Source organism: Amycolatopsis sp. SB7-3, assembly GCF_041021335.1.
Taxonomy (GTDB): Bacteria; Actinomycetota; Actinomycetes; order Mycobacteriales; family Pseudonocardiaceae; genus Amycolatopsis; species Amycolatopsis japonica.
The window spans coordinates 2962850-2982010 of the sequence record NZ_JBFPJQ010000001.1; the positions used below are offsets into that span (position 1 = coordinate 2962850).

General features: G+C 68.3%; 19 protein-coding genes and 1 tRNA gene. 7 read left to right on the forward strand and 13 right to left on the reverse strand.

Annotation, left to right across the window (positions count from 1 at the left end; all coding sequences use genetic code 11):
- From AB8M46_RS14605 to AB8M46_RS14635, 7 genes are all read right to left on the reverse strand, one after another.
- Positions 1 to 654, reverse strand: a complete 654-nt coding sequence (locus AB8M46_RS14605; protein ID WP_378427047.1) for a PIG-L deacetylase family protein — start codon at positions 652 to 654, stop codon at positions 1 to 3.
- Positions 651 to 1442 carry a sugar phosphate nucleotidyltransferase gene (locus AB8M46_RS14610; protein ID WP_394360492.1) on the reverse strand — a complete coding sequence of 264 codons (792 nt, stop codon included), beginning with the start codon at positions 1440 to 1442 and terminating at the stop codon, positions 651 to 653. Before AB8M46_RS14610 ends, AB8M46_RS14605 begins: the two co-directional genes overlap by 4 nt.
- Positions 1439 to 2674, reverse strand: a complete 1236-nt coding sequence (locus AB8M46_RS14615; protein WP_378427018.1) for a class I SAM-dependent methyltransferase — start codon at positions 2672 to 2674, stop codon at positions 1439 to 1441. Before AB8M46_RS14615 ends, AB8M46_RS14610 begins: the two co-directional genes overlap by 4 nt.
- A 446-nt stretch (positions 2675 to 3120) precedes the next feature.
- Positions 3121 to 4998: a S8 family serine peptidase gene (locus tag AB8M46_RS14620; protein ID WP_394360493.1), complete on the reverse strand. Its 1878-nt coding sequence runs from the start codon at positions 4996 to 4998 to the stop codon at positions 3121 to 3123.
- A 183-nt stretch (positions 4999 to 5181) separates the two neighbouring features.
- The gene (locus AB8M46_RS14625) at positions 5182 to 5697 is read right to left on the reverse strand and encodes a thioesterase family protein (protein ID WP_051972694.1); all 516 of its coding nucleotides are present in this window, start codon (positions 5695 to 5697) and stop codon (positions 5182 to 5184) included.
- 9 nt (positions 5698 to 5706) lie between these two features.
- A complete protein-coding gene (locus AB8M46_RS14630) occupies positions 5707 to 6894 on the reverse strand; it encodes a BtrH N-terminal domain-containing protein (protein ID WP_394360494.1) in 1188 nt (395 codons plus the stop codon).
- A 24-nt stretch (positions 6895 to 6918) separates the two neighbouring features.
- A complete protein-coding gene (locus AB8M46_RS14635; protein ID WP_394360495.1) occupies positions 6919 to 7887 on the reverse strand; it encodes a YncE family protein in 969 nt (322 codons plus the stop codon).
- Between the two features lie 133 nt (positions 7888 to 8020).
- Here AB8M46_RS14635 and htpX point away from each other — a divergent pair, with 133 nt between their 5' ends.
- The 3 genes from htpX to AB8M46_RS14650 all read left to right on the forward strand — a co-directional run bounded on the left by htpX (position 8021) and on the right by AB8M46_RS14650 (position 11453).
- Entirely contained in the window at positions 8021 to 8887 is an 867-nt protein-coding gene (gene htpX, locus AB8M46_RS14640; protein WP_394360496.1) for a zinc metalloprotease HtpX, read from the forward strand.
- A gap of 175 nt (positions 8888 to 9062) precedes the next feature.
- On the forward strand, positions 9063 to 10133 hold the full coding sequence (locus AB8M46_RS14645; protein ID WP_394360497.1) for an LLM class flavin-dependent oxidoreductase: 1071 nt from the start codon (positions 9063 to 9065) through the stop codon (positions 10131 to 10133).
- A 3-nt stretch (positions 10134 to 10136) separates the two neighbouring features.
- Positions 10137 to 11453, forward strand: a complete 1317-nt coding sequence (locus AB8M46_RS14650) for an NtaA/DmoA family FMN-dependent monooxygenase (RefSeq protein ID WP_350592046.1) — start codon at positions 10137 to 10139, stop codon at positions 11451 to 11453.
- On the opposite strand, the gene rfbA is transcribed toward AB8M46_RS14650, so the two are convergent.
- Together rfbA and AB8M46_RS14660 are read right to left on the reverse strand one after the other, a co-directional pair.
- On the reverse strand, positions 11443 to 12324 hold the full coding sequence (rfbA, locus tag AB8M46_RS14655; RefSeq protein WP_037332809.1) for a glucose-1-phosphate thymidylyltransferase RfbA: 882 nt from the start codon (positions 12322 to 12324) through the stop codon (positions 11443 to 11445). The two genes, AB8M46_RS14650 and rfbA, sit on opposite strands and share 11 nt — an antisense overlap.
- Before the next feature lie 53 nt (positions 12325 to 12377).
- Positions 12378 to 13526, reverse strand: a complete 1149-nt coding sequence (locus tag AB8M46_RS14660) for a sialidase family protein (RefSeq protein ID WP_037332807.1) — start codon at positions 13524 to 13526, stop codon at positions 12378 to 12380.
- A gap of 184 nt (positions 13527 to 13710) precedes the next feature.
- Here AB8M46_RS14660 and AB8M46_RS14665 point away from each other — a divergent pair, with 184 nt between their 5' ends.
- A complete protein-coding gene (locus AB8M46_RS14665) occupies positions 13711 to 14385 on the forward strand; it encodes a hypothetical protein (protein ID WP_125732094.1) in 675 nt (224 codons plus the stop codon).
- A gap of 49 nt (positions 14386 to 14434) precedes the next feature.
- Here AB8M46_RS14665 and AB8M46_RS14670 read toward each other — a convergent pair whose 3' ends face one another.
- Entirely contained in the window at positions 14435 to 14926 is a 492-nt protein-coding gene (locus tag AB8M46_RS14670; protein ID WP_016331028.1) for a YajQ family cyclic di-GMP-binding protein, read from the reverse strand.
- Between the two features lie 119 nt (positions 14927 to 15045).
- On the opposite strand from AB8M46_RS14670, the gene AB8M46_RS14675 reads away from it, so the two are divergent.
- The 3 genes from AB8M46_RS14675 to AB8M46_RS14685 all read left to right on the forward strand — a co-directional run bounded on the left by AB8M46_RS14675 (position 15046) and on the right by AB8M46_RS14685 (position 17191).
- Positions 15046 to 15127: transfer RNA gene (locus AB8M46_RS14675), tRNA-Tyr, on the forward strand.
- A 94-nt stretch (positions 15128 to 15221) separates the two neighbouring features.
- Positions 15222 to 15794 carry a TetR/AcrR family transcriptional regulator gene (locus AB8M46_RS14680; RefSeq protein WP_394360498.1) on the forward strand — a complete coding sequence of 191 codons (573 nt, stop codon included), beginning with the start codon at positions 15222 to 15224 and terminating at the stop codon, positions 15792 to 15794.
- Positions 15791 to 17191, forward strand: a complete 1401-nt coding sequence (locus AB8M46_RS14685) for an MFS transporter (protein ID WP_394360499.1) — start codon at positions 15791 to 15793, stop codon at positions 17189 to 17191. Before AB8M46_RS14680 ends, AB8M46_RS14685 begins: the two co-directional genes overlap by 4 nt.
- A 405-nt stretch (positions 17192 to 17596) precedes the next feature.
- On the opposite strand, the gene AB8M46_RS14690 is transcribed toward AB8M46_RS14685, so the two are convergent.
- The 3 genes from AB8M46_RS14690 to AB8M46_RS14700 all read right to left on the reverse strand — a co-directional run bounded on the left by AB8M46_RS14690 (position 17597) and on the right by AB8M46_RS14700 (position 19156).
- The gene (locus AB8M46_RS14690; protein WP_394360500.1) at positions 17597 to 17968 is read right to left on the reverse strand and encodes a hypothetical protein; all 372 of its coding nucleotides are present in this window, start codon (positions 17966 to 17968) and stop codon (positions 17597 to 17599) included.
- 99 nt (positions 17969 to 18067) lie between these two features.
- The gene (locus tag AB8M46_RS14695) at positions 18068 to 18637 is read right to left on the reverse strand and encodes a dihydrofolate reductase family protein (RefSeq protein ID WP_394360501.1); all 570 of its coding nucleotides are present in this window, start codon (positions 18635 to 18637) and stop codon (positions 18068 to 18070) included.
- 96 nt (positions 18638 to 18733) lie between these two features.
- Positions 18734 to 19156, reverse strand: coding sequence for a PPOX class F420-dependent oxidoreductase (locus AB8M46_RS14700; protein WP_394360502.1), 423 nt, complete (start codon positions 19154 to 19156; stop codon positions 18734 to 18736).
- Positions 19157 to 19161: the final 5 nt, after the last annotated feature.

The window sequence follows — 19161 nt, forward strand, 5'->3', positions numbered from 1 at the left end:
TCAGCCTTTCGGAGTGAGGTCGAGCGTCAGTTTCTTGAGGTCGAAGGCCTCGGCATAGCGCTGCCCGCATTCGATGCCGCGAATGCGGGCGAGGCCGAGGAAGGCTTCCCGGTCGTACCAGGGCCGGTGCCGCTGGGAGGCGTAGTGCTCCTGCAGCAGCCGGACCTTTTCTTCGGCGAGCTCGGGGGAAAGCGGCACGTACGCGGTGGGTTTCCCGAGGTCGCCGTCCCATTTCACGATCTCGTACTCCAGCTGGAGATGGGTGCGGAACACCGTCGGCACCAGCTTCGCCAGGCCGCGGTGGTCCTGGTGCGCGTCCGCCGTGCGCGGGGAGAGGACGAGGTCCGGATCGGTGCGGCGGCGCAGCTCCTCCAGCCCGTTCTTGGCCTCTTCCCAGTGCGCGGGGAGCCGGCCGTCGGGCAGTTTGAGCACGGTGACCTCGACGTCGGCGCCCGGGCAGAAGGCCGCGAGCGCCGCGCGCTCCTCGGTCTCCCGCTCGGTGCCACCACCGGAAAGGACGAGGGCATCCACCCGGACACCAGGGTTGGCGGCGCAGAGCGTCAGCAGCGTGCCGCCCGCCCCGATGGCGATGTCGTCACAGTGCGCGCCGAGGGCGACGATCCGCCGGACGCCGCCGGTGCCGAGCTCGATCACGCCGTGCTCGCCGCTTCGCGTTCCCAGCGTGCCCACGGACGGTCTCCGTGCGCGTACGCTTCGTCCAGCTGGACGCGCTCCTTGACGGTGTCGGTCGGCTTCCAGAACCCGCGGTACGGGTACGCGAGCAGCTTGCCCTGTTTGGCGAGCTCGCCGCAGCCGTCGGCCACCAGGTCGCCGCCCTCGGGGATGTGGTCGAAGATCTCCTGGCGCAGCACGAAGTACCCGCCGTTCTCCCACAGCGGCATCTCGCTGACCGGGGTCAGCGCGCCGATGCGGCCGTCCTCGCCCATTTCGACGCAGTGGAACGACGACTGCGGCGGCACGACCATCATCGAGGCGCCGGCGTCGGATGCCGTGAACCGCTCGATCATCTCCGGCAACGGGGCGTCGGTGAGGACGTCGGCGTAGTTGGCGAGGAACATCTCGTCGCCCTCGAGATACGGGCGCACCCGGCGCAGCCGTTCGCCGATGGCCGATTCGAGACCGGTCTGCACGAAGGTGATCGACCAGTCCGCGATGTCGGTCGACAGCAGTTCGGCCTTGCCGCGGCGCAGGACGAAATCGTTGGAGGTGGTCTCCTGGTAATTGAGGAAGAACTCCTTGATGTGGTGCGCGCCGTAGCCGAGACAGAGGATGAACTCGGTGTGGCCGAAATGCGCGTAGTACCGCATCACGTGCCAGATCAGGGGTCTGGGGCCGACCATGGCCATCGGCTTGGGCACGTCGGACGCGTCACCGTTGCGCATCCGCATGCCGTAGCCGCCGCAGAAGAGGACTACCTTCACGACTTCACCTCGACGATTTCCAGGTGCGGGATGGGGAAGACCAGTTTCCCGCCCCATTCGTCCACAAAGGACAATTGGGCGGTCAGCTCCTTCCGGAGGTTCCACGGAAGGACGAGCACGTAATCGGGCCGGTCCGCTTCGATGCGCTCCGGCGGCAGGATCGGGATCCGGGTGCCGGGGGTGAACCGGCCGTGCTTGTACGGGTTGCGGTCGACGGTGTACCGCAGCACGTCCGGGCGGATGCCGCAGTGGTTCAGCAGCGTGTTGCCCTTGCCGGGGGCGCCGTAACCGACGACGGTCTTGCCTTCGAGCGCGGCGTCGGTGAGGAACTTGTTCAGCTCGAGCCGGACCTTGGTGACCCGCTCGGAGAATTCGGTGTAGCCGGACATTTCGTGCAGTCCGGCCGCCTTTTCGGCGTCGAGGACCTGCATCATCCGCTCGCTCGGCTCGCCGGCGACGGCGTCCGGGCGCGCCCACAGCCGGATCGAACCGCCGTGCGTGGGCAGGAGCTCGACGTCCACAACGGACAATCCGCCGCGCGCGAGGGCCCGGCGCGCGGATTCCACCGTGTAGTACTGGAAGTGCTCGTGATAGATCGTGTCGTACTGGTTGTCCTGGATCAGCGTCAGCAGGTGCTGGACCTCGATGCTGACCCAGCCGTCATCGGCGACCAGGGCGCGGAGCCCGTGCGTGAAACCGATGATGTCCGGGATGTGCGCGTAAACGTTGTTCGCCACGACGAGGTCGGCGGGACCGTGCTCCTCGCGGACGTCGCGTCCGGTTTCGGGCCCGAGGAAGGCGGTCTTCGTCGGCACCCCGGCGTCACGCGCGGCTTGGCCCACGTTCACCGAAGGTTCCACGCCGAGGCAACGGATCTTCTGCGCCACAACGTGTTTGAGGAGATAACCGTCGTTGCTGGCGACCTCGACGACGAACGAGGACCCGTCGAGCCCCAGCCGCTCGACGGCGCCGTCGACGAACGTTTTGGCGTGGTCGACCCAAGAGGCGGAATACGACGAGAAGTACGCGTATTCGGTGAAAGTCTCTTCCGGGGTGATCAGCGGCGGGATCTGGGCCAGCCAGCATTCCGTGCAGACCCGCAGGTGCAGGGGGTAGGTCGGCTCCGGCTCCTGCAGCTGCTCCGCGGTCAGGAATCGTTCGCACGGCGGCGTCGCCCCGAGGTCGACGACACTGGCGAGATGGGCCGAGCCGCAGAGACGGCAGGTGGTCATCGAGAGGCTCCTTGGCTCGCGTCACGTATCCCAGACGTCGGCACCTCGGGTCGCCTCGTTACATGCCTTCCAGGGGTCTCACGCTTCCGTCTCACAACCGAAACCTGGCGTCTCGGCCATCGGCGCAGACGTCTCCGCCATCCGGGCGCGGGCAACCCCGCCCGATCGCGTTCAGCCGACTAAACGCGCCCCGCCAGGCCCCCACGGACGTCGCGAAAGCCACTTTCGCGACGTCTGATGTCCCGAAAGTGGCTTTCGCGACATCCCTTCACCGCCCCCCCGGCGCCCGGATCGCGTTCCGCCGGCTAAACGCGCCTACCAGGCCTCAGGCCCCGACGCGCGTGAAGGCCCCCTTCCCGCGGCTGAGCCGAGGGAAGGAGGCCTTCACGCGCAACACCGGCCACTTCGCGTTTAGCGGGCTAAACGCGATCCGGGCGGTCACACCGTCAAGAAACCACCAACGCATAGTCCGCATCGGTCGCCGACGTCTCCGGGTGCCCGTCGGCGTTCACCTGGGTCGCCACGACCTCCACCGTCCACGTGCCGGCGGCCGGCTTCTCGAGGATGACGTTCTCCACCGTGTCGACGGTGTTCGGCGACCCGCCCGCGGTCGAGAAGTTGCCCGCCTTCAGCCCGTTGTTGCCGTAGTAGACGGTCCCGTTCGGCGCGGTGACCTTCAGCGTCAGGTCGTTGACCCTGGTGACCGACGCGCTCGGCGAGCCCGCCGGGTCGGTGTAGGCCAGCGTGGCCTTGAACTGCTTGGTCCCGTTCACCGCGACCGTGTACTTCTTCGACTGCCCGGTGCCCAGCAGGTCGGTCTCGTTCACGAGCACCGGCAGCTTCCACCCGTTCGCCTTGGCCTGTTCGTGCAGGTACCGCACGTTCGCGGTGCCCCAGCCCTGATGCGTCCGGGTCATGTCGTGCGAGGTGCCGCTGAACGCGAACTGGTCGGCCCCGTTGATCAGCAGCGCCTTCGCGGTCGCGGCGTGCGGGCGGCTCGCGAAGACGTCGCGGCCCTTGCCGGGGCCGCCGTCGAACACGCCGTCGGCCCACATCTGGAACAGCAGCCCGGCGTTTCCGCAGGTGATCGGTGTCGCCCCGCTCGTGCCGCCGAACGACGTCGTGTACGAGGTGTCACTGCCGGACGACGTGGTGTCGATCCGGTCGTAGTAGTTCGACAGTTCCGGTTTGATCCGGCCGTCGGCGGCCGGGCCGATGCTCGCGCCGCCGTTCCACTTGTCGTCGGTGCGGCCCAGCGTGTTGTAGTGGTACTGCCCGCCGACCGAAAGCACGTTCTTCGACCAGGCCTGCGGCCGCGACTGCTGGGTGCCCGCGTTGCTCTGCGACTGGCAGATCAGCAGGTCGTGATCGAAGACGATCTTGTCGAGCTCGGCGGAGACCGAGTTGTAGGCCGTGGTCAGCCCGCCACCCCAGCTGTTGCTCTGGAACACGGCGCGGTACTTGCCCGCCGGGTCGACCAGTTCCTTGGTGTGGGCGTAGCGGTCAGGCTTGTCGTAGGTGGCGAAGATCCCTTGCGCCTCGGGCAGCAGCCCCCGCTGCGGCGCGCTCACCCCCGACGCGAAGATCTGGCCGTACGTGGACGTCCCGTGGCTGGTGCTGGTGGAGTTCGATCCGTGCAGCACCGTCGGCCGGGCCTTGAATTCCTGGTGCGTGACGCGTAGCCCGCCGTCCATCACCTCGCCGCGCACGCCCTGGCCGCGGTACCCGCCGACACTCTCGATGTAGTTCGCGCCGCTGCTCTCCCTGGCGTTGGCCATGTCGGTCTCGGGCGCGGTGATCGCGCCGACCGCGAGCACCTCGGCCCCTTGCGCCACAGTGGCGGCTTGACCGGGACCGAGCTTCGCCACGATGTGCTGCCCGCTCTGCGAGATCGCCTCGATGCTCCCGCCGAGCCGCAGGATCCGCTCGGCGACCACGCGCTGATCCCGCGCGTCCGATTCGACGAGCGTCACCAGGTAACCGCCCGTCGCGGCCAGCGAGATCTCCACCTTGTCGTCCGCCCGGTATTCGCCGAGCCAGCGGACGAAATTCAATTTCGCGACCGATTCGCGGTTCTCCGGCTTCAGTCGGACCACATAGGCGAAATCGGGAATGTAGGTCCCGATCCGCACGCCGAGTGAACGCAATCGCCCGCGCTGTTCGTCGGTCAGCGCGCTCCGGACCTGGAGCAGGTAGGCGCCCTTCCAGTCCTGGCTCGCGGCCGTTCGCTGGCTCAGCGGATCGAAGGTCCTGCTGGCCAGGCGGATGAATTGGGGGTCTTCGGCGGCCGGGGCGGCGACGGCCACCCCGCTCGTCAGTAGCATCGCGCCGACCAAGGGCGCGAGAAAGCGGACAGACTTCGACCGTGGCATGAAATACCTCCGGGGAGCTCTGCAGGGGAGAGGTCTTCCGAAGGTACCGGCCGAAAAGCGGGATGATCAGCCGCTGAACGGACCAGCCGTTTTCCGGTGTTGCGGGAAATGGAGCATAAACGGTTAAAAACTCATTCAGGAAAGCTCGTCGATCGCCCCGCTGAACCGCGTCAACCGCTCGCGTTCCTCGTCGCCGAGTCTTCGCGTGCTGCCTTCGGGCAGGACGCACGCGACCCAGATGGTGCGGCAGCGCGCGTAAACGGCCCGCTCGTCGCGCAGCCTGCTGTTCACCACGACGTCGCAGGTCCCGATCCGGCCGACCACGGTCTCCACCTCGACCGGGCTGTCGCGGAAGGTCAGCCTGCGCAGGTAGCTGACGTTGTGCTTCGCGATGAGATACGCCGGTCCCTTGGCCTGGAAGAGGTGCTCACGCCGCGGGTCGAGCATCGCGACCTGGGCTTCTTGGAAGTAGTCGAGCAACCGCACATTCCCGACGTGGCCGAGATGGTCCAGGTCGGCGACACGCAGGCGATGGCGGTGGAGGTGGATCTCGGGAGCGGGACGCGCACTGGTCGTCCCCAGCGGATGTGCGTGCACGAAGTGGATCTTGAACGATCGCGTGGTGTTCCGGCCGCGCGGCGCAACGGACACCGGCGCGGTTCACTCCATCAGGGCTTCGGAGAGTTCGCGGATCGCGGCGGTCTCGGCGGTGTGGATGTCCCGGAGCCGGGTGCCCATCGCGCTGAAGAGCTCACGGGCTTCGACGTCGGTGAACGGGGTTTCGTCGTTGTAGTGCGTGCGCAGTTTCCACATCTCCTCGGCCGCGGCCGAGGCGGCTTCCTGCCCCGCGTCGCCCTCGCGGACACCCGCGGAAACCGCGCTGACGAGCCCGCGCATCCAGGCGAATTCGGCGTTCGATGCCGGAACGGCCGTCTCGGCCAGTTCCGCCCAGCGCTCGGCGATCCCGCGCCAGGTCGACGCCTGTTCGGCCAGCGCGGGGAGTTCGAGCAGGGTGGCGGCCTCGGTGAGCGCGTCGGCGAACAGCCCGCGCAGATGCCCGCCCTCCATCCCCGCCGGAGTGACGCTCTCCCACACGGTGAACAGGCTCCCGACGAGCCCGCGCCGCTCGCCGAACGCGCGCGGCCAGCCCTTGGGGTCGCGTTCGTCGGTCATCGCCTTCGCCCAGCGCTCCCAGGCGGGAAGCGAGAACGACTTCGACGGCTCCGAGAGGTTCCGCGCGCAGTCCGCCAGTCCGCCGCGCACGGCAGCCCGCCAGTCGGTGACCTCGCCGGGCTCGATCGTGGCGAGCAGGTTCTTGTACGAGCCGACCCGTCCCCGCGCGGCGTCGAACGTCTTCCGGCCGACCGTCAGCGGGGCGAGGTTCCGGTCGTCGACCAGCACCCGGCCGTCCTCTTCGCCGTACGCGACGACGAAGTGGCCGCCACCGCCGGACATCTCCGGCGGCAGCCGCCAGTAGCCGAGTGATTCGCGGTCGGGGAGGACGATCGACGGCCGTCCCGCTTCGAGATTCGCGGAAAGCCGTTTCGCGGCGGCACGTTTGCTTCCGGTGGTGTGGATGTCGGCGGCGAGCCCGAGACGGTCCACTGTGGACTTGAGCCATTCCCGCGGATACTGCCAGCGCGCGCGGAAGCCGAACACGATCGTCGACGTCGTCTCGTGCGCGAAATCCCACAGGATGTAGCCGGCCCCGATCCCACCGGACGCGGCGAAGACCAGCGCCTCGCCGGGCGCCTGACCGTCCGGCCCTTCGACACCGTGATGGGTCAGTACGGCGGTGACCGCCGAGACGTCGGGTTGCAGCCCGCCACGCAATGCGTACTCGCTCACCCCGCCATCATGCCCGTTCCGGCGTCAGAAGTCCCTGATGAGGGAAACCCTGCCGCGTAAGGGATCCGTCACGTACACCGTCCTGGTGCGCTGGTCGATCGCGACCACGCCGGGGTTCACGCCGAGTGACAGGTCGCCGGTGAGCAGGCTCGTCCTGCCGTCGATCCTGGCGATGCCGTTGGGACCGCCGTTGGTGTAAACGGTGTTCGATCCTTCGTGGATCGCGAGCGCCGAAGACTCCGAACGCAGCAGCACTGTCGCCTTTTCCTTGCGCGTACCCGTGTCCACGATGGACAGATGATGGATGGCCGAATTCGCGACGAACACCGTGCCGGTGGCACCGTGCACGGCCACGCCGGTCGGCGCCTTGCCGACCGGGATCCCGCCGGTGAACTCGCCCGCGCCGATGTCGAAGACCTCCAGTGAGTCGGTGGCCGTGCTGGTGCAGTAGGCGAGCTTGCGCCCGCTGTCGACCGCTATGGAGGAAAGCCCTCGAGGCGGGCCAGGGACCAGGTCCAGCAGGCGGCAGCTCACGCCGTCGATGACGGCGAGTGTCCCGGTGAGATCACTGACCGCGTAGATGCGGTTCGCCTGCTCGTCGACGTCGACACTGGACGCGCCGGGACCGGCGGGCACCACGCTGACGACGTCATTGCTCCGCCCGTCCAGGACGAGGACCGTCCCGGCGGGCGGATTCGCCACGAAAACCCGGTCGGTCACCGCGTCCACGGCCAGCCCGGCGGGTTCGCCGCCGACCGGGATCACGTCACCGACCGTGCCGGACCGCGAGTCGAGGACGACGATCGTGCCGGTGGACGGGTCCGAAACGTAGGCGAAGCCGGTGACGGAATTCACCGCGACCGCTTCCGGGGCGCCCCCGACCTCGACGAGAAGGACTTTCTCGGCTCTGGCCGCCGGTGCGAAGGCGACCGCGGAGGCACCGGCCGCGGCCAGCGTGAGCAGGGCTCGGCGGCTCAGCTCGGGTCCTCGCACAGGCGCCTCCCGATGATCGTTCCGGGCTTCGACGATAACCCGCGATCCGAGCACGCGAAGGAACTTCGCGTCCCCCGATCGCGTTGTTTCCGATGAGTAACCCCCACCCTGAGAAAGAAAGGAGCAGGACGCCGTGCACAAGCACCAGAACGGGCTGAAGACCGTCGTCCTGCTCGGCCTGCTGTCCGCGCTGATCGTCGGGATCAGCGGTTTCTTCGGGCGGGGTGCGCTGGTCATCGGCCTGGTGGTGGCGCTCGGCGTCAACGCGTACGCCTACTTCAACTCCGACAAGCTGGCGCTGCGGGCCATGCGCGCGCGGCCGGTGTCCGAGGCCGAGCAGCCGGCGATGTACCGGATCGTGCGGGAGCTGGCGACCACGGCGCGGCAACCGATGCCCCGGCTCTACATCAGCCCCACCGTCGCCCCGAACGCCTTCGCCACCGGCCGCAGCCCCCGGCACGCGGCGGTGTGCTGCACCACCGGCATCCTCGACCTGCTCGACGAACGCGAACTGCGGGCGGTGCTCGGGCACGAACTGTCCCATGTCTACAACCGCGACATCCTGATCTCCTGCGTCGCGGGCGCGCTGGCGAGCGTGATCAGCGTGATCGCCAACATCGCGATGTTCACCAGCGTCTTCGGCGGCGGGGATCGGGAGGACGGCGACAGTCCGCTGGTCGGGCTCCTGCTGGTGCTGATCGGGCCGATCGCGGCCGCCGTCGTGAAACTCGGGGTGAGCCGCTCGCGGGAGTTCCAGGCCGACGCGTCGGGCGCGGAACTCACCGGTGACCCGCTCGGGCTGGCGTCCGCCCTGCGGAAACTCGATCAGGGAACACGCGCGGCGCCGCTCGTGCCGGAGCCGAAGCTGGTCTCGCAGTCACACCTGATGATCGCGAACCCGTTCCGTCCGGGCGAAGGCCTCTCGAAGCTCTTCTCGACCCATCCGCCCATGGCCGAACGCATCCGGCGCCTGGAAGACATGGCCCGCCACCCCCACTGACCTCCCGGATCGCGTTTAGCCCGCGAAACGCAGGTGGGCGCCCAGATCGCGTTTCGCGGGCTAAACGCGACGCGGCCCCTCCAGATCGCGATTAGCCCGCGAAACGCAGGTCTGGCCGGGGATCTCACCCCGTGGGAGCGGGAATCGAGGGCCTGGTGCGCGAGTTCCCCGGGGCATGGGTTCCGCACAGCAGTTGCACCTCGGGGTCGCGCTCGACGGGGCCGGGCAGCATCCGGCCGCCTGGCGGGTCTCCGACGTCCGCCCGTCCGCGTTGTTCACCGCCGCCCACTACCTCGCCCACGCGAAGCTCGCCGAAGCGGCTTCGCTCGACTTCGTCACCCTCGACGACACACTCGCGCTCCAACCCGGAGGCGAGGAAGTCGTCCGAGGCAGGCTCGACGCACTCCTCACCTTCGCCGCGCTCGCCCCTGTGACCAGCGGAATCGGCCTCGTTCCCACAGTCACCACCACGCACACCGAGCCGTTCCACATCTCGACGGCCGTCGCTTCGCTCGACTTCGCGAGCCGCGGCCGCGCAGGCGTCCTCGCGGTGCCTTCGCGCACCGAGGCCGAGGTCGCGCACTTCGGCAGGCGCACCCTGCCGTCCGAGGTGGACGCCGAAGCGGAGAACGCCGAGGTCGTCGACGTCATCGCCCGACTCTGGGACAGCTGGGAGGACGGCGCGATCATCCGCGACGAGCCGACCGGCCGCTTCATCGACCGCGAGAAGCTGCACTACGTCGACTTCGAAGGCCGCTTCTTCAGCATCAAGGGACCTTCGATCACACCGCGCCCGCCGCAGGGCCACCCCGTCGTCGCGGTGTACGGCGACTCGCCGTACGCGCACGGCGCCGACGTCGTCCTGGTCGACGAGATCCGCGGCGCCCGCGAGCGCTTCCCGGACGCGAAACTCCTCGCCGGCCTGTCGATCGTGCTCGCCGAAACCGAGCAGGCGGCCATCGACCGCCGCCGCGCGTTGGAGGCCTACGCGCCCTTCCCGCCCGGCCCGAGCTTCACCGGAACTCCCGCCGACCTCGCCACCGAGCTGCCCCGCCTCGGGGCGTCCAACAGTCTCGACGGTTTCCACCTCCGGCCCGCGGTCCTGCCCGACGACCTGGCGCTCTTCACCGCCGAGACAGTGCCCGCGCTCCAGGCCGCGGGCGCGTTCCGGCAGGCCTACACCGGCGCCACCCTGCGCGACCATCTCGGCCTCGGGGTCGCCGCCAACCAGTACGCGGAGGCGTGACAAATGCCCAAACAGGTCAAACTCGCCGCGCACTTCCCCGGCGTCAACAACACCACCGTGTGGAGTGACCCGCGTTCGGGTAGCCAAATCGACTTTTCGTCCTTCGAGCATCTCGCGCGCACGGCCGAGCGGGGCAAGTTCGACTTCCTGTTCCTCGCCGAGGGCCTGCGCCTGCGCGAACACGCGGGCAAGATCCTCGATTCGGACGTCGTCGGGCGGCCGAACACCACCACCGTGCTGGCGGCGCTCTCCGCGGTCACCACCCGGCTCGGCCTCGCGGGCACGCTGTCGTCCACCTTCAACGAGCCGTACGAGGTCGCGCGGCAGGTCGCGAGCATCGACCACCTCTCCGGCGGCCGCGCCGCGTGGAATGTCGTGACCTCGCCGGACGCGTGGACGGGCCAGAACTTCCGCCGCGGCGGCTTCCTGAAACGCGAGGACCGCTACCGTCGCGCCGAGGAGTTCCTCGCCACAGTGCGCGAACTCTGGGACAGCTGGGCACCCGACGCGGTGGTGGGGGACAAGGAGAACGGCGTCTTCGCCCGTGGCATCGAACGCTTTGTCCACAGTGGACCGCAGTTCGACATCCGGGGCGAGTTCACCGTCCCGAGGACACCGCAAGGGCAGCCGATCGTCATCCAGGCAGGGGACTCCGACGAGGGCAGGGAGTTCGCCGCCAAGACCGCCGACGTCATCTTCAGCCGACACGGTTCACTCGAGAGCGGCAAGGAGTTCTTCGCCGACGTCAAGCGACGGCTGCCCGCCTACGGCCGCGAGCCCGGCGAGCTGCTGATCATGCCCGCCGCCACGTTCGTCCTCGGTGACACCGAGGAGGACGCGCACGAGCAGGCCCGCGAGATCCGCTATCAGCAGGTGCGACCGGCGACCGCGATCCAGTTCCTCGAACAGGTTTGGAGCCGCGACCTCTCCGCCTACGACGCCGACGGCCCGCTCCCCGAGATCGACCCGGACCCCGACGCCGAACCGCTGACCTGGGGCCGGGTCCGGCACGAGAAGGATCCGCTGGCCGTGGCCGCGAAATGGCGGGCGATCGCGGAGGAGAAGAAGCTCTCCATCCGCGAACTGGTCATCGAGGTGACCGCGCGCCAGCAGTTCGTCGGCACCGCACGGCAGATCGCGGAATCGATCGACGAGTACGTCCAGAGCGACGCCGCCGACGGCTTCGTGCTGGTGCCGCATCTGACCCCGGGCGGGCTGGACGCGTTCGTCGACGAAGTCGTCCCGCGGCTTCAGGAACGGGGTGTCTTCCGGACCGATTACACCGGCGACACCCTGCGGGAACACCTGTTCAGCCGGTAGCACCCTGGGTGCGCGCGACGTTCATCAGATATTCACCGTAACCGGACTTCGCCAGCTTCGCCCCGAGCGCGAAGCACTGCTCCGCGTCGATGAAGCCCATGCGCAGCGCGACTTCTTCGAGACAGGCGATCCGGACACCCGTCCGGTGCTCGAGGACCTGCACGAACTGGCCCGCCTCCAGCAGCGAGTCGTGCGTTCCGGTGTCGAGCCAGGCGAATCCGCGGCCGAGGTCGATCAGGGTCGCGCGGTCCTGCCGCAGGTAGGTGAGGTTGACGTCCGTGATCTCCAGCTCGCCGCGCGGGGAGGGCTTGAGGTCACGGGCGATCTCGACGACCTGGTTGTCGTAGAAGTACAGACCGGTGATGGCCTTGTTCGACTTCGGCTTCTCGGGCTTCTCCTCGATGGAGAGGAGCTTGCCGTCGGCGTCGATCTCGCCGACGCCGTACCGCTGCGGGTCCTTGACCGGGTAGCCGAACAGCACGCAGCCGTCGAGCGCGGTCGCCGCGGCCTGCAGCCTGCTGGAGAACCCCTGGCCGTAGAAGATGTTGTCGCCGAGCACGAGCGCGACGTCGTCGTCGCCGACGAAGTCCGCGCCGATGACGAACGCCTCGGCCAGCCCGTTCGGGGCGGCCTGCTCGGCGTAGCTGAAGCTGAGCCCGAACTGGCTGCCGTCACCGAGCAGGCGCCGGAAATGCGGCAGGTCGACGGGGGTCGAGATGATCAGGATCTCGCGGATCCCGGCGAACATCAGCACCGAGATCGGGTAGTAGATCATCGGTTTGTCGTAGACCGGTAGCAGCTGTTTCGAGATCGCCTGGGTGATGGGATGCAGACGCGTCCCACTGCCCCCGGCCAGCACGATGCCCTTCATGCGATGCCCCCGCTTCGTAGCCGATCGCTCGGGACCTCACACTACCGGGTGGCTCAGAACGCCGGGCCCTTCGCGAAATACGCCTTGCAGCCGAGGTTGTACTCGGTGGAGATCTGCAACACGTTCTTGCCGCCGTCGACCGGCAGCAGCGTCGAGCTGTAGTTGGGGCAGAAGTTGTTGTGGATCCCGACGACATGCACCGGCGCGGGCAGTTCGTACCAGTGCCCGGCGCCGAAGTTGTCGTTGGCCAGCAGGACCTGGCCGTTCTTGGCCTGCGGGACCCCGGCGGCGTTGGTGTAGATCTGCCCGACCATCACCAGCCGCACCCCGTTCGGGCCGCCGGGGAACAGCGTGATCGTCTGCGCGTGCTGGAAGTAGTTGCCGCTGGCGGTGGTGACGCGGGTGCCGGGGTCGAGGGGATCGCCCCAGTTGGCGCCGTCGGGGGAGATCTTGAAGTACGGGTCGCAGTAGCGGTCGCGGTAGTTGCAGATCTCGTAGGCCAGGTAGTACCGGCCGTCGGGGAGGCGGCGGATGATCGGCATCCCGGGCCGCACCCGATGCGGCGGGATGGCCATCGTGCGCTGCTTGGTGCCCCAGTTCACCCCGTCGGTGGAAGCGACCCGGTTCATCACCTGCGCGAACTGCGGCGCCTCGGTCTCGTCGGCGTAGTGCAGCCAGAGCGTGCCGCCCGCGTCGACGACGAACTCCGGCTCCCAGATGCCGTCGTGGTTGTGCGAGCGCGCGGCCTCGGACAGGAAGGCCCACGAACGGCCGGCGTCGCGGCTGTACCAGATCCTGATGCCGATCCGCCGTTGCGGACCGGCGTCCTGCCGGTAACTCGCGGCCCACAGCAGGGTGCCGGCGCGCAGCCTGCCGACCCGCTGCGGCAGTTCGTACAGCGTTCCGCAGCACATGCCGCGGCGACCGTCGCGGTCGCGGACCTCGCCGATCTTGTGGAAGGTCTGGCCCTCGTCGGTGCTTTCCATGATCGGCGTGAACTTGCCGCTCGCGTCTTCGCTGGTCAGCGACGCGAGGATGCGGCCGCGGCCGATCGGGGAATGCTCAAGGCGAATCAGCCGCGGGTAGGAGCCGTAGCCGGGCACGAGCTGCTGGCGTTCCGCGGCCTGCGCGGACGTGAACAGGGACGCGATCACCGTGAGTGACAGCGCGAAGGCGAGTGCGGAGCTGAAACGGCGTCTCATCGTGACCTTCCTCGAACGCGATCGCCGGATTACAACACGGGCTTTTGTCCCTTTCGGACTCTCGCGGAGGCGTTGCGGCGGAAACCCACGTCCGAGTGGCCTGAATCGCTCGGGCGAGTGATCCGGTAACGCTGGGCTATCGGGCGGCGAAGATCGGATGACGGTTTCGACTAGGGGGAAACACGTGATCAGGCGCTTGTGCGCGGCTGCGAGTGCCGTGCTGCTGACCGCGGGCCTGATGGCCTGCTCGCCGCCGGCTCTGGGCCGTGTCGTCCCGCACGCGGCCGCCCCGGAAGGGCTGCACGCGCCATCGACGACCCCCACGCCGACCACCACCCCGAAGCCCGGCCCGCAGCCGGAGGAGAAGCATTCGGGGAAGGGGAACGCGTCGGTCCCCATGGCCTGGCCGTCGCGCATCGGCTTCGTGACCTTCGAGTGCCCGAAGTGTTCCGGGCACGTCGCGGTCAACACCGAGAACGAGCTGATCGTCAACGACGTCGGCCCGTACAAGGGCACGCAGTGGATCAACGACATGCCCGGCCGTCAGGCGAAGACGTTCACCGTCAAGGCCAACGCCGCCTGGACGCTGACCATCACCGACGAAAGCGGCCTGCCCGTACTCACGCCGGGCAAGCCCCTGTCCGGTAAGAGCGAAGCTGTCTTCGCCGCGCCTGATGGCGTCTCGGCGGTCGCCGTCACCACCAAGAACAGCGGTCGCACGGCGGTGTGGGTGCACAGCGGCGACTACTCGGAGCTCCCCGTGAACCAGCTCGGCGACTACAAGGGCAGCGTTCCCGTGTCCGGACCGGCCTTCGTGTCGGTGGAAGGCGACGGGACCTGGACGGTCACCGCGTCGTAGACATGACGAAGGCCACCTTCCGGCGAAGGTGGCCTCGTCGTCGCCGTGCTCAGCGGTAGTTCGTGAACTGCAGCGCGATCTCGAAGTCCTTGCCCTTCAGCAAGGCGATCACGTCCTGCAGCTGGTCCTTCTTCTTGCCGGACACCCGCAGCTGGTCGCCCTGGATCTGCGCCTGGACGCCCTTGGGGCCTTCGTCGCGGATGAACTTGGCGATCTGCTTCGCCTTGTCCGACGCGATCCCCTGCAGGATCTTGCCGCCGATCTTGTAGATCTTGCCGGACAACGCCGGCTCGCCCGCCTCGAAGGCCTTCAGGGAGATGCCGCGTTTGATCAGCTTCTCCTTGAACACCTCGACCGCCGCCAGCGCCCGCTCCTCGGTCTCGGACTCGATCGCGATCGCCTCCTCACCGGACCAGTCGATCTTGGTCCCGGTACCCCGGAAGTCGAACCGCGTACCGAGTTCCTTGCTGGCCTGGTTCAGGGCGTTGTCCACCTCCTGGCGATCGACCTTGCTCACCACGTCGAAAGAGGGATCCGCCACGTGTTCTCACACCTCGTACTCGCTTGTCAGGAGCTTCCACCCTAGCCCTGCGGAACCCGGTTGACCGGCCCGCCACGGCATTGGGTATTCTTTCGTCTCGGCCGGGGACACCCGGCCACGGCGAGTTGCCCGAGCGGCCAAAGGGATCTGACTGTAAATCAGACGGCACTGCCTTCGGGGGTTCGAATCCCTCACTCGCCACACCAGAGCGGCCCCGTGACCCAGTCACGGGGCCGCTCTGTTTTGTTGCGCAGGCCACCTTTAGTTAGTGGTTAGTAACCAGTAACTTAGAGGCATGGCTGGACGGATGAGCGGACCCGAACGACGTGCCCAGGTGCTGGCCATCGCCGCGAAGGAGTTCGCGGAACACGGGCTGTACGGGGCGTCGACGGAAGCGATCGCGAAGACGGCGGGGATCACGCAGGCGTACGTCTTCCGGATGTTCGGGACGAAGAAGGCCCTGTTCCTGGAGCTGGTCCAGGCCGCGTTCGAACGGCTCAGCGACGCGATGCGGGACGCGGGCGACGGGAAGACCGGCCTGGACGCGCTCTCGGCGATGGGCGCGCAGTACTACGACCTGCTGGCCGATCGGACCGGGTTGTTGTTGCAGCTTCAGGGCTTCGCCGCGTGTGGCGACCCGGAGGTACGGGACGCGGTGCGGTTCTGTTTCGCGCGGATGTGGGGCACGGCCGAGGACGGCACCGGGCTCGATCCGGTGACCGTGAAGACGTTCCTCGCCTTCGGGATGTTGCTCAACACCGGCGCCGCGATGGACGTCGAGCAGGTCGGCGACGCCTGGGCCGAAGGCGTCCGCACCCGGATCCAGCCCGGGCTGTTCACCCACATCACCACCGAGACGAACCGATGAGTGCCCCCGTCCGGCACGACGGGCGGCTGAGCCCGGCGCTGGTGTGCACGGCGTTGGCTGGCGCGGTGATCGGCAGCGTCGGGGCGCCCCTGATCACTCCGGTCGCCACTGGCATGCACGTCTCGCTGGACGCCGCACAGTGGACCCTGACGGTGACGCTGTTCAGCGGCGCGATCGCGGGCCCGGTACTGGGCAGGCTCGGCAGCGGCCCGTACCGCCGCGCCACGATCCTGGGCACCCTGGCCCTGGTCATGACGGGTGGGTTGCTGACGGTGCTTCCGCTCCCGTACGCGGCGCTGTTGATCGGACGCGGCATGCAAGGGCTCGGGGTCGCGGCCGGGGCGCTGCTGATGAGCGTCGCCCGCGCCCACCTGCCGCCTGAGCGCGCGACATCGACGATCGCCGCCCTTTCGGTCGCGTCGACGGTCGGCATCGGCGTCGGCTATCCGGTGGTCAGCCTTCTCGACCAGCTCGCGGGACTACGTGTCGCGTACGGTTTCGGCTTCCTCCTTTCCGCTGCCGCGTTCGTCATCGCCTGGCGGTTCCTGCCCGCCGAAGCACCCGGCGAGCTTCCTCGGATCGACGTTCCCGGCACGCTGCTACTCGCCCTCGGCACGCTCGGGATCCTCCTGGTCATCGCCGAGCCCTCGATCTGGACGACCGCGTGGCTGGGCATCGGTGTTCTCGCCGGGTCCGTCGCGGTCCTGGTCGTGTGGGCGTTCATCGAACTGCGCACGACGGCGCCGCTGGTGAACCTCCGGTTGCTCGCCCAAGGCGGCATCCTTCGCGCGAACCTGGCGATTCTCGTGGCCGGTGCGGGTTTGTACCTGCTGTTCAGCTTGTTCACCCGTTACGTGCAGACGCCGGCCAGCGCCCACTACGGCTTCGCGCTTCCCGGCGTCGCCGCCGGTGCGGCACTGATCCCGTTCTCACTGCTCGGATTCGTTGCGGGAAAAGCGATCCCGCGGCTCATCGCACGCCTCACCGAACGGTGGACGTACGCGTTCGCGGTCCTGATCGCCGTGGTGAGCGCCCTGCTGTTCGCCACCGGCAACCGGTCGTTTCTTCTCGTCCTCGTCGCGATCGCCCTGCTCGGTTTCGCCGTCGGAGGTGTCTTCGCGGTGATGCCCAAACTCGTTCTGGCCGGTGTGCCCCAAGAGGAAACGGCCAGCGTGCTCTCGATCAACCAGATCGCCCGCAGCATCGGGATGGCCGTGGGCAGTGCTCTCGCCGGTCTCCTGCTCGCCGCCGCCACCCCGGACGGCACGTTGCTCCCTTCCCGGGCCGGCTACCTCACGACGGCGCTGTGGGCGCTGCCCCTGCTCGCCGTCAGCGCGGCCATCATCCTCACGAACCGCGCTCCCAGACCGACACCTGCTTCGTGCTCTCGGCAGTGAACTCCGAGCGGTCCCAGTCCGCCCAACGGTGCTTCAGTCGCATCCCGGCGATACGTCGAAACCGACATAGCCCGGCTCCATCGCGAACGGGCCGCGCCGCCACCCGGCTTGCCCGCGATCCGTGCCGCCATCGCCCGGCTCAGTTCGATACCGCTCACCGGCACGCCACGCGCGGCCAGCGGGATCGCGATCCGTCCGGTTCCGACGGCGAACTCGAGCACCGGGCCGCCGCGGGTGTCACCACGTCGGGCGGTTCGCTCGGCCCGGCTCGTCGTAGTCAGTGGCCACGCTCTCGGGGAACCAGCCGTCCGAAGGGTCGTCTCCTGTGCCCGTCTCACTGATCACGGTCGCCGGCGCTACGCGCGGGACCGTGCGCTCCTCACCCTGTTTTTTCACGGGGGCCGCTCACCGGCCGCGTCCCCGCCTTTGCGGCCATGCGGGACGCGTGTTCGGTTCGGCCAGGTCTTCGAGGTAGGTGTACTCACTGAAGTCGTCGTCCGTCGTCGGCGCTCGTCGCGCGCGCCGGGGTTCGGCGGGCGGAGGCTCCGATTCGAGCTCCGCGGCGACCTCGGCCAGCAACGGCCACAGCTTTTCCTGGGCTCTGGGCGCGAACAGCGCCTGTGCGAGCGGGTGCTCGCAACTCCCGGTAGCGACCTCCTCCCAAGTGAACTTGCCTTCCCGGACGCAGGTCGCCGCCCGGGCCAGCCGCGGTGGGACCTGAGGCCGTTCCGACGCGCGACGGAACACCTCGGCCGTGAACTTCGACGCGTCGGCCATGCGCGCCACCTCCGTCGTTCTCCCGTCGCCGAACCGGAGCACGACCCTACCGAGCGGCGGGTGAGCAGGGAATTCCCGCCGCGCGACCCGGTGAAGCCGTCAGTTCGACGCCGCGCGGTAGCGCAGCAGCACGATTCCCGAAGCGAACGACCTCTCCTCCACCAGCCGAAGCTTCGGGACACCGGTGGCGCCCTCGAACAGTCGACGGCCTTCACCGACCACGACGGGGTAGACGAACAACCGGTACTCGTCGACGAGCCCCTCGGCGATGAGCGATCGCACCAGCGAGACGCTGCCGGTGGTCACGATGTCCTTGCCTTCGGTGGACTTCAGATTCTCGATCTCCGAGCGCAGCTCGCCGGAGAGCACAGTGGTGTTCTCCCACTCCGGCTCCGTGAGCGTGCTCGAGACGACGTACTTGTTCACGGTGTCGAGGTAAGCGGAAATGCCTGTCGTGTCTTCGGTTTCGTGCGGCCAATACCCGCGCATGTCTTCGAAGGTGACGCGTCCGAGCAGGAGCGCGTCGGCGTTCTCACGTTGTTCCCGGAGCGTGGCCAGAACGTCGGACTGGTCCACGTCCGGATCGGTGTCACCCGGGCTGAACCAGTCGCCCGCCAGTTCGATCACGCCGTCGATCGTGCAGTTCTCGGTGACGATCAGCTCCCGCATGGATTCGAAGGTACCGCCACCCACCGACAAGAATGGACCGATGACCGAGCCGCCCGCCCATCACGAGATCGGCGGCGTCCTGAAGGACATGCTCGTCTACGTGTCGCCGTGAACCGCTCGCCTCGACGGATACCAAGCCTCGCCCGCGGGTTCGCCCGCCATGTTCCAGCTCCACGAAACCTTCGGCGTCACGCGCGAGTAGATGCCCGGGCCGACGATTCCCATCCGTTCGATCGGGTCGGCGGCCTCTCCGTAGATCCGGACACCGCGCGCGATGAACGGGTCGAGTGAGACGAGGTCGTCGACGAGCAAGGCGACTTTACGTTGTCCCGCTTGGATATTGCGGAACTTCCGGGTCGCCAGGACCGATGCGCCCGCGCCGCCCACCCAGAAATCCGTTCCGTCGAATTCGAACGCCAAGGGGACGACGTCGGGCTGTTCCCCGCCCTCCGACAGGGTCGCGAAGCGGGCCAACGGTTGCGAGCGCAGGTACGCGATCTCTTCTCCGGTGAAGGTCATGGCGC